At 67.0% G+C, this 13,008-nt stretch carries 10 protein-coding genes; 6 read left to right on the top strand and 4 right to left on the bottom strand.

Going from position 1 to position 13,008, the window contains the following annotated elements; translation table 11 throughout:
- Window positions 1–332: 332 nt before the first annotated feature.
- The gene (locus tag IEZ09_RS18885; protein WP_189255046.1) at window positions 333–1,331 is read right to left on the bottom strand and encodes a LacI family DNA-binding transcriptional regulator; all 999 of its coding nucleotides are present in this window, start codon (window positions 1,329–1,331) and stop codon (window positions 333–335) included.
- Window positions 1,332–1,428: 97 nt separating this feature from the next.
- Between IEZ09_RS18885 and IEZ09_RS18890 the strand changes: the two genes are divergently transcribed.
- From IEZ09_RS18890 to IEZ09_RS18915, 6 genes are all read left to right on the top strand, one after another.
- The gene (locus IEZ09_RS18890; protein WP_189255047.1) at window positions 1,429–2,682 is read left to right on the top strand and encodes an ABC transporter substrate-binding protein; all 1,254 of its coding nucleotides are present in this window, start codon (window positions 1,429–1,431) and stop codon (window positions 2,680–2,682) included.
- A gap of 10 nt (window positions 2,683–2,692) precedes the next feature.
- A complete protein-coding gene (locus tag IEZ09_RS18895) occupies window positions 2,693–3,562 on the top strand; it encodes a carbohydrate ABC transporter permease (RefSeq protein WP_189255048.1) in 870 nt (289 codons plus the stop codon).
- On the top strand, window positions 3,559–4,365 hold the full coding sequence (locus IEZ09_RS18900; RefSeq protein WP_229812701.1) for a carbohydrate ABC transporter permease: 807 nt from the start codon (window positions 3,559–3,561) through the stop codon (window positions 4,363–4,365). The genes IEZ09_RS18895 and IEZ09_RS18900 overlap by 4 nt, the downstream gene beginning before the upstream one ends.
- 4 nt (window positions 4,366–4,369) lie before the next feature.
- On the top strand, window positions 4,370–5,488 hold the full coding sequence (locus IEZ09_RS18905) for a glycoside hydrolase 5 family protein (RefSeq protein WP_229812702.1): 1,119 nt from the start codon (window positions 4,370–4,372) through the stop codon (window positions 5,486–5,488).
- A gap of 7 nt (window positions 5,489–5,495) precedes the next feature.
- The gene (locus tag IEZ09_RS18910; RefSeq protein ID WP_189255050.1) at window positions 5,496–8,405 is read left to right on the top strand and encodes an alpha-mannosidase; all 2,910 of its coding nucleotides are present in this window, start codon (window positions 5,496–5,498) and stop codon (window positions 8,403–8,405) included.
- A gap of 316 nt (window positions 8,406–8,721) precedes the next feature.
- A complete protein-coding gene (locus IEZ09_RS18915; RefSeq protein ID WP_157985346.1) occupies window positions 8,722–8,898 on the top strand; it encodes a hypothetical protein in 177 nt (58 codons plus the stop codon).
- 67 nt (window positions 8,899–8,965) lie between these two features.
- Here the strand turns inward: IEZ09_RS18915 and IEZ09_RS18920 are convergent, their stop codons facing one another.
- The 3 genes from IEZ09_RS18920 to IEZ09_RS18930 are packed head-to-tail and all read right to left on the bottom strand — an operon-like array spanning window position 8,966 to window position 12,879.
- Window positions 8,966–9,919 (bottom strand): ABC transporter substrate-binding protein, encoded by a 954-nt coding sequence (locus IEZ09_RS18920; protein ID WP_229812703.1) that lies wholly within the window; start codon window positions 9,917–9,919, stop codon window positions 8,966–8,968.
- A 12-nt stretch (window positions 9,920–9,931) separates the two neighbouring features.
- Window positions 9,932–11,857: an ABC transporter permease gene (locus tag IEZ09_RS18925; protein ID WP_189255051.1), complete on the bottom strand. Its 1,926-nt coding sequence runs from the start codon at window positions 11,855–11,857 to the stop codon at window positions 9,932–9,934.
- Window positions 11,857–12,879: a quaternary amine ABC transporter ATP-binding protein gene (locus tag IEZ09_RS18930; RefSeq protein ID WP_370467727.1), complete on the bottom strand. Its 1,023-nt coding sequence runs from the start codon at window positions 12,877–12,879 to the stop codon at window positions 11,857–11,859. Before IEZ09_RS18930 ends, IEZ09_RS18925 begins: the two co-directional genes overlap by 1 nt.
- Window positions 12,880–13,008: the final 129 nt, after the last annotated feature.

Genomic DNA, 13,008 nt, shown 5'->3' on the forward strand with positions numbered 1-13,008 from the left:
CCAGGGTGTGTCACTTGCTCCACGACACGAACTGTGTCAACTCAGCTGAGACTGAAGAGGACATTTCGTCCGAGTTGACACCCCTCCCTGGGTGTGGCTCGCTCCGGTGCGACTCGTGACGAGACCCACCCCACCCGAAACGCAACCACCTACGCAACCGGCGGCCGCCCAACGCAACCGGCGTGCCATCAACCCGCCCGCGGCGCTGGTGGGTCTTTGATCAGATTGGCGGGGTCCGGGGCGGAGCCCCAGAAAGCAACCGCCGGATCAGGACCCCACGCAACCACCTACGGACACCCAACAGGAACCCGCCAACGCACCAGGGGGACGACCTACGAAACCGACGCGCCCCCCAAAGCCGCCGTACTCCCCCGAACCACCAACGCAGGCAACACATCCTCAACGTCAGTAGGAGAAGCCCCTTCCAACACAGCCAACAAAGCCCGAGCAGCCCGAGCCCCGAACGCGAACGTGTCCCGAGACAACGCGGTCAACCGCCCGTGCTGACACAAAACCGAGTCATCCCAAGCCACGATCGACAACTGAGACGGCACAGCAACCCCAAGCGCCCCAGCCACCTCAGCCCCGGCAACCGCCATCACGTCGTTGTCGTAAACGATCGCAGTAGGCGGCTCCTCAGAACCGAGCAACTCCCGAGTGGCAGCAGCCCCAGCCTCAGCCGTGTAATCCCCGGCCACGATCACACCGTCCACAACAGACGCCAAGAACGCCTGATCCCGCCGAACGGTGTGCAACAACGAGGGCAACCCGGCGACACGGGCAATTCGCCGATGCCCCAACGACTTCAGGTACTCGACCACCGAAGTCATCGCCGCGTAGTCATCCGCCCACACAGAGGCCAGCGACCCGTGGTGCCCCGACCCGCCGACCACGACAGCCGGCAGCCCGAGGTCGGACATCAACGAGACCCGAGGATCCGACACCAGCAGATCCACGAGGAACACCCCGTCCACCCGATGCTCGGCCCACCACCGCCGGTAGAGCTCGATCTCCTCCTCCCGAGACGAAACCACCTGCAGCAGCAACGCGGCAGACATCTCGGACTGCATCCCAGCGATCAGCTGGAAGAAGAACGCCTCGTCCCCCAACGCCCGAGGCGGCCGCACCAGCACCAGGCCGACCGCATCAGCTGACGCGGACGACAACGCCCGAGCGGTCACAGAAGGCCGGTACCCCAACGACGAGGCGACCGACAGCACCCGCGCGCGGGTCGCCTCGGAAACACCGGACCGGCCGTTCAACGCGAGCGACACAGCCCCCTTCGACACCCCGGCCGCGGCCGCGATGTCCTTGATGGTCGGCCTCTTCACGCAGCCACCCTGTCCAAAACGAGACAACAAGACGTCCGGAGGCTAGCCGGAGATAAACCGGTTTAGCTAGGGTCCGCGACCAAGGAGGTGGGTGTCAATGAAGAGGCGCACGTTCCTCGCGGGCCTGGCGGCGGTGCCCGTCGCGGGCTGTGGACTGTCCGGCACGTCCAGCACGTCGTCAGCAGGAAATGGCCAGGTCACGGGCGAGATCACGTTCCAGACCTGGTCGCTCAAGCCCAAGTACACCGACTACGTCAACGGTGTCATCGACGCTTTCCAGAAGCAGCACGCCGGCACGACCGTGAAGTGGGTGGACCAGCCGGCGGACGGGTACCTGGCCAAGGTCATGGCCGACGCGAGCGCGGGCAGTCTGCCCGACGTCATCAACGTGCCGCCGGACCTCAGCTTCCCGCTCGCCAAGGCCGGGCAGCTCGTCAACCTCGACGAGTCGCTCAAAGACGCGAGGTCCGAGTACCTCGGGAACGCCTGGCAGGCCTTCGAGATCCCCGGCAAGGGCGGCTGCTACGGGTTCCCCTGGTACCTCAACACCGGGCCGATCTTCTACAACAAGGCGCTGTTCCGGCAGGCAGGCCTCGACCCGGACAAGCCGCCGACGAACTTCAAGGAGCTGGAGGAGCAGGCGCTCAAGCTCGCCGAGAAGAAGATCGCCATGCTCGGCCAGACACCGAGCATCGCCGACTTCGGGCTGTACGGGGTGAAGCTGTTCGAGAACGACAAGTTCACGTTCAACGAGCCCAAGGGCGTCGAGTTCGTCCAGACCTACAAGCGGATGTACGACGCGGGCGCGCTGATTCCCGAGGCGCTCACGCAGAACTACACCGGCGCCGGCGCGAAGTTCATGGCGCAGCAGACCGCGCTCAGCCCCGGCAGCGCGTACGACCTCGGCAAGTTCAAGACCGACGCGCCGAGCCTCTACGCGAACATCGGCATCACCAAGCCCATCACGAACACGGGCAGCGCCAACATGTTCCTGCACGGCGTTAGCGTGCCGAAGAGCAGCAAGAACCAGGCGACGGCGCTCGCGTTCGGGCGGTTCGTCACCAACGCCGAGAACCAGGTGAAGTTCGCCAAGCTCGCGTCGATCTTCCCGAGCACCAGCAAGGGCGGCGACGACCCGTACTTCACCACGGAGGACGGCACCGACGAGGCACGGGTGCGCGTCGCGGCGGCCAAGCAGCTCAAGACCGCCGTGAACTACACGCCCGTGCAGTTCAGCGACCAGATGCGGGAGGCGCTGCTGCAGCAGCTCGCCGACGCGATGCTGGGCAAGAAGTCCGCGAAGCAGGCGTTGGACGACGCCGTCAACGAGTGCAACCGGCTCCTCAAGTGACCTCGGGAAAATGACGCACAGGCCGTACACCCCGTGGCTGTTCCTGTTGCCAGGACTGGCCGTCTGCCTCATGTTCGTGATCTTCCCGTTCCTGAACATGATCGTGCTCGCGTTCACCGACGCGAGCGCGCTCGGTGGCGGCCGGTTCACCGGTGTGGACAACTTCGTGCGGATGGCCCAGGACCCGAAGTTCTGGGTGGCCGCGCGCAACAGCCTGCTCTACCTGGCGGGCGTCGTGCCGCCGCTGGTGCTGTTGCCGCTGCTGATCGCGATGCTCGCGCAGAAGGTCGTGCCGGGCATCGGGATCTTCCGCACCGCGTTCTTCACTCCGGTGATCGCGTCCGCGGTCGTGGTCGGGCTCATCTGGACGTGGCTGCTCGACAGCCGCGGCCTGGTGAACAACGTCGTGGAGGCGTTGGGCGGCACCAGGATCCCGTTCCTGACCGACTCGACGCTGCTGCTGATCAGCTCGATGCTGGTGACGATCTGGCGCGGCCTGGGCTACTACATGGTGATCTACCTGGCCGCGCTCGCGAACGTGCCGAAGGACCTGCACGAGGCCGCGATGGTCGACGGCGCGGGGCCGATCAGGAGGTTCTGGTCGGTCACCGTGCCCTCGCTCAGGCCCACCATGGTGCTCATCGCGGCCCTGAGCGCGGTCAACGGCTTCCGCGTGTTCTCCGAGATCTACCTGCTGTCGGGCGGATCCGGCGGACCGGGCGGCGCGAGCACCACGCTGGTGATGCTCATCCAGTCGGTCGGCCGCGGCCTCACCGGCGAGGTCGGGTACGCCTCGGCGCTCAGCCTCGTGCTGTTCGTGATCCTGCTGGGGCTCCTGCTGATCACCCTCAAGCTCAACCGCAGGGAGGACCAGCTGTGAAACTCGCACTGCGCTACCTCGGGCTGCTGAGCGTTCTCGCGATCAGCATCGGCCCGTTCCTGTGGCAGTTCATGACCAGCATCAAGGGGCCGGGCGAGGACGTCTTCGTCCCGGACTTCATCCCGGACGACCCGACCTTCAGCAACTACGCGGCGGTGGCCGACGTGGTGCCGGTCTGGACGTTCGCGCTCAACTCGCTCGGCGTCGCGAGCGTCAACGTCGTCACCAACTGCCTGGGCGCCGCGATGGCCGGCTACGCCCTGGCACGGCTGAAGTTCCGGGGCCGCAGGCTTGCCGCGGTGATCTTCGCCAGCAGCATCCTGGTGCCGTTCGAGGCCATCCTCATCTCGCTGTTCCTGGTGATGCGCGGCCTCGGGCTCACCAACACCCTCACCGGCGTCGTGCTGCCCGGCTCGATCGCCGCGCTCAACGTCCTGTTGCTGCGCAACGCCTTCCTCGCACTCCCCGCCGAAGTCGAGGAAGCCGCGATCATCGACGGCGCCAACGCGTGGCAGCGCTTCACCCGCCTCGCGCTGCCGTCGGTGAAGGGCACGCTGGTCGTGGTGGCGCTGTTCTCGTTCATGTTCAGCTGGGACGACTTCCTCTGGCCGCTCGTCGTGCTGAGCGACCAGGAGAAGTACACGCTCACCATCGGGCTGGCGTACCTCCAGGGCACGTTCGTGCAGAACCAGCGGCTGGTGGCGGCGGGCACGATCATCGCCGTCCTCCCGCTGATCCTGCTGTTCCTGTTGCTGCAAAAGCACTTCTTCCGCGGTGTGGGAGAAGGCGCGATCAAGGGATGAATCTGTGCGTTTCGGCGTGAACTACACCCCGTCGGCCGGCTGGTTCCACCACTGGCTCGACTTCTCCCTCGACGACGTCAAAGCCGACTTCGAGTCCATCGCGGGCCTCGGGCTCGACCACGTGCGGGTCTTCCCGCTGTGGCCGGTGTTCCAGCCCAACCGCGGCCTCGTCCGGCCGCAAGCCGTCGAGCAGCTCGCCCAGATGCTCGACGCGGCCCACGAGACCGGCCTGGACGTGCAGGTCGACGTGCTGCAGGGCCACCTGTCGAGCTTCGACTTCTACCCGTCGTGGGTGCAGACCTGGCACCGCCGCAACATCTTCACCGACCCGGATGTGATCAGCGGACAGCGGTTCTACGTCCGCACGCTCGCCGAAGCCCTGCGCGACAAGCCGAACTTCCTCGGCTTCACCCTCGGCAACGAGGTCAACCTGCTCACCGAGTCGAACCCGTGCACACCACAGCAGGCCGGGGAGTGGATCGACGCGCTGCTCGGCGAGTGCGAGTCGGCCGCGCCGGGCCTTCCGCACGTGCACTCGGAGTACGACGCCGTCTGGTACGAGAGCGATCACTCATTCCTGCCGGAGCACGCGGCCACCAAAGGCGCGATGACGACCGTGCACTCGTGGGTCTTCAACGGCACCGCGCAGCGCTACGGACCCCTCAGCACGGAAAGCGTCCACCACGCCGAATACCTCGTCGAACTGGCCAAGGCGCACGCGGAGGATCCGCGGCGCCCGGTCTGGCTGCAGGAGGTCGGCGCCGCCCAGCCCGAGATCAGCGCCGAGCAGGCACCGCAGTTCGCCGAGCAAACGCTTGCGAACGTGCTGACCTGCATGAACCTGTGGGGTGTCACGTGGTGGTGCTCGCACGACGTCGACCGCGCGCTGGTGGACTTCCCCGAACGCGAGTACGAGTTGGGGCTGTTGACGACGGAACGCAAAATCAAGCCGCTCGGGGAGGCGATCGCCAGGATCGTGCGCGATGCGGAACCGGTCCCCGCCGAGCGCACGCCGATCACGCTGCACGGCGACCGGTCCTCGTGGGGACCTGGCGGCGCTTTCTTCGAAGAGTGGATGACCCTCGCGCGCGACGGCGTGCGGGCCTCGATCGAGCTGGGGTGACGACGAAGTGCACGACGAACGCGCGCTGCTGGAAGAACGACTCAACCGCACGCTGAAGGAACGCATCCGCCCGGCGATCTACGGCGAGACCGCGCCGCTGGAGCTGGCCGTGTGGAACGTCCCGGACGAGCCGGTGCCGGTCGCCGAAGCACTGGCAGCAACCTACGAACCGGCGAGCGTGGGCGACGCCTGGGGCGCGCCGTGGAGCACCAGCTGGTTCCGGCTGACCGGGCGGGTTCCGCAGGCGTGGCAGGGCAAGCAGGTCGAGGTCGTCCTGGATCTCGGCTTCACCCACCCCGGCCCCGGTTTCCAGTCGGAGGGCCTCGCCTACAACGCTCAAGGCGAGCCGATCAAGGGCATCGAGCCGCGCAACACCTACCTGCCCGTCGAAGGGGACGAGGTCCTCTTCTACCTGGAGGCCGCGGGCAACCCGACGATTCTCGACTTCCACCCGTTCCTGCCGACCCCGCTGGGCGACAAGGACACCGCGGGCACCGACCCGTTGTACAAGATCCTCAGAGCCGAGCTCGCGGTGTTCCAGCCGCAGGTCTGGCACCTGATGCTCGACATCGAGGTGCTGCAGTCGCTCATGAAGGAGCTGCAGGACCACGACCCGCGCCGGCACAAGATCCTGCACGCGCTGGATCGGGCGATGGACGCGCTGGACCTGAACGAGGTGGCGGCGACCGCCGACTTGGCCCGCGCCGAGCTCGAACACGTGCTCTCGCTGCCCGCCACGGCCTCCGCGCACAAGGTTTCCGCGATCGGTCACGCGCACATCGACAGCGCCTGGTTGTGGCCGCTGCGCGAGACGGTCCGCAAGTGCGCGCGCACCTTCTCGAACGTCACCAGGCTGATGGACTCCTACCCGGACTTCTACTTCGCGTGCTCGCAGGCCCAGCAGTACGCGTGGATGAAGGACCACCACCCGCACGTGTGGGACCGGATCCGCGAGAAGGTCCGCAGTGGACAGTTCGTGCCGGTCGGCGGCATGTGGGTCGAGTCGGACACGAACATGCCCGGCGGCGAGGCGATGGCCCGCCAGCTCGTGCACGGCAAGCGCTTCTTCCTGGACAACTTCGGCGTCGAGACCGAGGAGGTGTGGCTGCCGGACTCGTTCGGCTACAGCGCCGCACTGCCCCAGCTGATCAAGCTGTCCGGCTCGCGCTGGTTCCTCACCCAGAAGCTGTCGTGGAACCAGATCAACAGGTTCCCGCACCACACGTTCTGGTGGGAGGGCATCGACGGCACGCGGATCTTCACGCACTTCCCGCCGGTCGACACCTACAACTCGTCGTTGAGCGGCGAGGAGCTGGCGCGGGCGTCCAGGCAGTTCGCCGAGCACGCCAAGGCCTCCAGGTCGCTCGTGCCGTTCGGCTACGGCGACGGCGGTGGCGGGCCGACCCGCGAGATGATGGAGACCGCGCACCGCGTCGCGAACCTCGAAGGCTCCCCGACGGTGAAGGTCGAGCCGCCGCGCGACTTCTTCCAGGCGGCGCAGGACGAGTACCCGGACGCACCGGTGTGGGCGGGCGAGCTGTACCTGGAGAAGCACCGCGCCACCTACACCACCCAGGCCAAGACCAAGCAGGGCAACCGGCGCAGCGAGCACCTGCTGCGCGAGGCCGAGCACTGGGCCACCGCAGCGGCGCTCCAGGGCCACGACTACCCGTACGAGGACCTCGACCGGTTGTGGAAGACCGTGCTGCTGCACCAGTTCCACGACATCCTGCCGGGCAGCTCGATCGCGTGGGTGCACCGCGAGGCCGAGGCCACCTACGCCCGCGTCGCCGCCGAGCTGAAGGCACTGACCGCACAGGCCATCGACGCGATCAAGGGCGACGGCGACGACGAGCTGACGTTCGACGTGCTCGGCGGTGACGCCCCGAAGCCGTTCGTCGCGCCCCAGAACGGCGTGCTCGACAACGGAAGGCTCCGCGTCACGATCGACGCCGACGGAATCGTGCTGTCCATCTTGGACCTGGAGGCCGACCGCGAGGTCCTGCCGCCGCACGGGTGCGCCGGCCTGCCGCAGCTGCACCGCGACAACCCGAACCAGTGGGACGCCTGGGACATCGACCCGTTCTACCGCAACTGGAAGGCCGACCTGATCCCGTCCGAACGCGTCGACGCCGAAGACGGTGTCGTGGTCACGGCCAAGTTCGGCAACTCGGTGCTCACCCAGACGATCCGGCTCAGGGAGGGCGCCAAGCAGGTCGACTTCGACACCGAGGTCGACTGGCAGGAACGCGAGAAACTGCTCAAGATCGCGTTCCCGCTCGACCTGCGCGCCGAGGTGTCCACCGCGGAGACCCAGTTCGGCCACCTGCACCGCCCGGTGCACACCAACACCTCGTGGGAGGCCGCGAAGTTCGAGATCTGCGCCCACCGCTTCCTGCACGTCGGCGAACCCGGCTACGGCGTCGCGGTGGTCAACGACTCGACCTACGGCCACGAGGTCACGCGCACGACCCGTGAGGACGGCGGAACCACCACGACCGTGCGGCTGTCCCTGCTGCGCGCGCCGAGGTTCCCCGACCCGGAGACCGACCAGGGCGAGCACCGCTTCCGCTACGCCCTCGTGGTCGGCGCGGGCATCCCGGACGCCATCGACGCGGGGTACCGCATCAACCTGCCGCCCCGGACCGTCCGCGGTTCCCTGGCGCCGGAACCGCTGGTGCGCACGGACAACCCGGCGGTGCGCGTCGAGGCCGTGAAGCTGGCGGACGACCGGTCGGGCGACGTCGTCGTCCGGCTCTACGAGGCGCACGGCGGCCGGGCCCGCGCCTCGATCGGCACCTCATTCCCGTACCAGCGGGTCCAGGAGACGGACCTGCTGGAACGGCCCCTCGGTGACGCGTCGGCAGAGGTCGTGTTGCGGCCGTTCCAGGTGATCACGCTGCGCTACACGAGGTAGTGGACCGAACGGAGCAATTCGGGGCCTCACCCACGCGCAAGATCGAGTTCCCGTTCGCCTACACCTGCACGGCGGAGAACGCGCAGCTCGACAGCCAACCCGGCGGACAACGAGATCCTCGCGAGCACAGCAGTGCGCGCGGCGGCCGCACGGATCAACCAGACCCCTCAGTTGGACGCGCGAGGGCCTCACACCTGGGCCTGGGCACCTGGGTAAGGGGTCTCACGGCCGGGCCTTAGGTGATCTTCCGATGTAGGAGCCCACCCCTCAGGAGCACTCTCACTCTCGTCGGAAAACGAACTGAGGAGTGAGTCAGATGGAGTGGACGCCCGAGGCGATCAAGGCGGAGATGGACTACCGGCAGGCTGCCCTGCGGGAGGACGCCCGCCGCGTCCAGGAGTACTACCGCAACGGCGGGAAGCCCCGCTCGTGGTGGCACCGCATGACGCACAGGCATGAGCCTGAGGTCCCCAACGGACAACAGGCTGCGTGATGCCGGGGGTAGTCGTGGGGTGGTTCCTCTCGTCCGGGAACCACCCCACGACTGTGTGCTGAGCTCGCTAGGCCTTGGCCAGCCAGGCCTTGACCTTGTCGCCGTTGGCCTCGACCCACTTCTTGGCCGCGTCCTCGGGCTTCATCTTGTCCTCGGCGATGTACTTGGCGACCGTGTTCTGGTCCTCGTTGGTCCACTTGAAGTTCTTGACCAGCTGGTAGGCCGGGCCGTTCGCGTCGGCGAACTTCTTCGACACGATCTTGTCGAGGTCGTAGTCCGGGTAGTCGCAGGCGACCTTCTCGGCGTCGGCGTCACAGCCGGGCTTGTACTCGGGGAGCTTCACCTTCTCGAGCTTGATCTCGTTGAGCAGCCACTGCGGCGAGTAGAAGTAGCCGATCACCCACTTCTTGTCCTTCTCCGCCTGGCGGAAGGCCTGGATCAGCGCGGTCTCGCTGCCGCCGTAGACGACCTTGTAGTTGAGGTTCAGGTTCTTCACCAGAGCCTCGTCGTTGGTCACGAACGACGGGTCGCCGTCGAGCAGCTGGCCCTTGTCACCGGACTCGGACGTCTTGAACTGGTCGGCGTACTTGTTGAGGTTGTTCCAGTCCAGGACGTCGGGGTGCTCCTTGGCGAGCCACGGCGGCACGTACCAGCCGATCTGGCCCTTCACCCCCGTCGACCCCGCGCTGACGGCCGTCTTCTGCTCGTCGATGTACTTCTTGCGCAGGTCGTCGTGGCCCCAGTTCTCGACGACGGCGTCGACCTCACCGGTGCCGAAGCCCTGCCAGGCGACCTCTTCCTTGAGCTCCTTCTTGGTGACCTTGCACTTGAGCTCCTTCTCGGCCACGTACGCGAGCACGGCCGCGTTCGCCTCGTAACCGACCCACGGGTTGACCGCGAGGTTGAACGTGCCGCAGTCGCCGGCCGCACCCGATGAGGAGTCGCCAACCTTGGCGCCACCGCAACCGGCCAGCGCAAGCGCTCCCACGAGCACTGCTCCCAGCACGCTGTGCCTTGCCACTTTCCAAACCTCCTAGTTGGTCCACCGCTTGGCGGCCGCCTGGGTGAGGCGGTCGAGCATCACGCCCAGCACGACGATCGCGACACCGGCCGCGAGCCCCTTGCCGTACAACTGGCCCTGCGAGAACCCGGCCACGACGTCGTAGCCGAGTGCGCCGGCGCCCACGAGGCCGCCGACGACGACCATCGAGAGCACGTAGATCAGCCCCTGGTTGGCCGCGAGCGTCAACGCCCTGCGCGCCATGGGCAGCTGCACCTTCACGATCGTCTGCCACGAGCTGGATCCCAGCGCCGTGGAGGCCTCGACGGTCGCGGGCGACACCGCGCGGATGCCGTCCGCGATGATCTTGATGGCGACCGGTGCCGCGAACACCACGGCCGCGATGATCGCGGTGAACCGCGTGGCCGAGAACAACGCCAGGATCGGCACCAGGTACACGAACGCGGGCATCACCTGCCCCGCGTCGAGGATCGGCCGGATGAACCGGTCCGCCCGCCTGCTGCGGCCCATCCACACGCCGACGACGACACCGAGGATCATCACCAGGATCGTGGCGACCAGCGTGGACGCCAGCGTGATCATCGCGTCCTGCCACAGCCCCGTCGCGACCAGGACACCGAGGCACGCGGCGGAGACCACGGCCGCCCTCACGCCACCGATCAGGAACGACAACGCGACGATCACCAGCGCCACCAGGAACCACGGCGACTCGGCCAGCAGCGCCTGCAGCGGGTTGATCAACACGGACGTGACGAAATCCTTGAAGCCGTTCGTGATCACCGGCAGCGAGTCCTGCACCCACTCCGTCACGGCCGTCGCACCCTTGCGGATCGAGCTGCCGATCTCCACCTCCGACGGGAACTCCGCCGCCCACAGGTAGGTGTAGGAGAAGTACACGGCGACGCCGGTGACCCCGAAGCCGCCGAAGAAGGCCCAGCGCGGCAGTGAGCGGCGTTCGGTCGCCGCGGTCGTCACGCGGTCCAGCACGATCGCCAGCACCACGATCGCGAGGCCCGCGTTGAACGCCGTGCCGACGTCGAGCGTCTGCAACGCCTTCACGACCGTCTTGCCCAGGCCCGGCGCGTCGATCAGCGCGGCGATCGTGACCATCGACAGCGCGGCCATGATCGTCTGGTTGACGCCGAGCACGATCGTCTTGCGCGCGGACGGCAGCAGCACCTTGAGCAGTGTCTGCTTCCTGGTCGCGCCGAGGGACTCCGACGCCTCGACGGTGTTGTGGGGCACCGAGCGGATGGCGTGCGCGGTGATCCGGATCGCCGGCGGTGCCGCGTAGATCAGCGTGGCGATCGTCGCCGAGGCCGGACCGATCAGGAAGAACAGCGTCAACGGTGCCAAGTAGACGAACGTCGGCATCGTCTGCATGAAGTCGAGCACCGGCGTCATGATGCGGTTGGCCCGATCGGACAGTCCCGCCCAGATCCCGAGCGGAATGCCGAAGAGCAACGCGATCACGACCGCGGCGAGCGTCAGCGAGAGCGTGTCCATGCTCTCCTGCCACAACCCCTGCAGACCGAGGAACACGAAGCCCGCGACGGCGAGCAGCGCGACCCGCCACCCGGCGACGGCCAGGCTGACGAAACCCGCGATCGCGACCACGCCGAGCCAGCCGATCACCGGCACCGGCCGGCCGAACGACGGCTGCGCGATCAACGCCTGCACGAACGTCACGAACTCGTCGATGACGAGCCGGATCTCGTTGAAGAAGTACAGGAAGACCGGGTTGGAGTTCCTGGACGCGCCGACGGCGTCGTTGACGCTGTTGATCCAGCGGTGCAACGGGGTCAGCTCGGAGGCGTCGAGCGCCAGCGTCCCGACGTTGCGGAACACCAGCCACAACACCAGCCAGGCCAGCACGATCCCGCCGACGATCAGGGCCTTGCGCGGGATCTGCCGTCGTGGCACGGCAACGGCGACCATCACACCTCCCCGGCGACGACCCCGAGGATCTCCTCGTCCGCCACCACGCCGAGCAGCTCGCCGTCCCGCACGACCTTCACGGGCTTGTCCGCGCCCAGCACGCTGCGCACGGCTTCCCGCACCACGGTCTCCGGAGAGAGCTCCGGTCCGTCCAGCTCGTCGTCGGGACGCGGCGGCCGCATGATCCACTTCAACGTCAGCACGTGCGAGCGCGGCACGTCCTTCACGAAGTCGCGCACGTAGTCGTCCGCAGGCGCGCCGACCAGCTCGTCACCGGTGCCGACCTGCACGACCTGGCCGTCGCGCATGATCAGGATGCGGTCGCCCAGCTTGAGCGCCTCGCTCAGGTCGTGGGTGATGAAGACCATCGTCTTGCCGACCTCGCGGTGCAGCCTGATCACCTCGGACTGCATGTCGCGCCGGATCAGCGGGTCGAGTGCCGAGAATGGTTCGTCGAAGAACAGAACATCCGGATCACCGGCGAGTGCGCGCGCGAGACCGACGCGTTGCTGCATACCGCCGGAGAGTTGGTCCGGATAGGACTTCTCGTAGCCGGTGAGACCGACGAGGTCGATGACTTCCTGCGACCGCTCTCCACGTTTCGCCCGTGGTACCCCGCGGATTTCCAGTCCGTAACCGACGTTGTCCGCCACCGTCCGGTGCGGCAGCAGTCCGAAGTGCTGGAACACCATGGAGAACTTGTTTCTCCGCAGGTCACGCAACCGTTTGGCGTCCGCTTCGAGAATGTTCTCACCCTCGAACATGATCGTTCCCGCGGTCGGTTCCACAAGCCTCGTGAGGCAGCGGACCAGAGTGGACTTGCCCGACCCGGACAGGCCCATGACCACGAACATCTCACCCGGAGCGACGTCGAAGTCGACTCCACGCACAGCTGCGACGGCACCTGTGCGATCCATCAGCTCCTGCCGTGACAACGACTTCAGCTCGTCGGATGCCACCACTTGAGACGCATTGGAGCCAAATACTTTCCACAGGTTCCCGACCGAAATCACGGGATCCACGCCAAACCACTCCGACCTGTTGCGGCGACCGTTGCGGGACTGCTTGTTGCGGACTGCGCACACCGTTTCTCGATGCGCGACAGCATCGACCCTCACACGAGTACGGTCAAGGGCTGATACAAATAAAGT

It is taken from the genome of Lentzea flava, from assembly GCF_014648475.1.
Classification (GTDB): domain Bacteria; phylum Actinomycetota; class Actinomycetes; order Mycobacteriales; family Pseudonocardiaceae; genus Lentzea; species Lentzea flava.

Bases quoted from the DNA above. Each gene is read 5' to 3' on its own strand.
- IEZ09_RS18890 (WP_189255047.1), top strand. From the start codon at position 1,429: ATGAAGAGGCGCACGTTCCTCGCGGGCCTGGCGGCGGTGCCCGTCGCG.
- IEZ09_RS18915 (WP_157985346.1), top strand. From the start codon at position 8,722: ATGGAGTGGACGCCCGAGGCGATCAAGGCGGAGATGGACTACCGGCAG.
- IEZ09_RS18895 (WP_189255048.1), top strand. From the start codon at position 2,693: ATGACGCACAGGCCGTACACCCCGTGGCTGTTCCTGTTGCCAGGACTG.
- IEZ09_RS18925 (WP_189255051.1), bottom strand. From the start codon at position 11,857: ATGGTCGCCGTTGCCGTGCCACGACGGCAGATCCCGCGCAAGGCCCTG.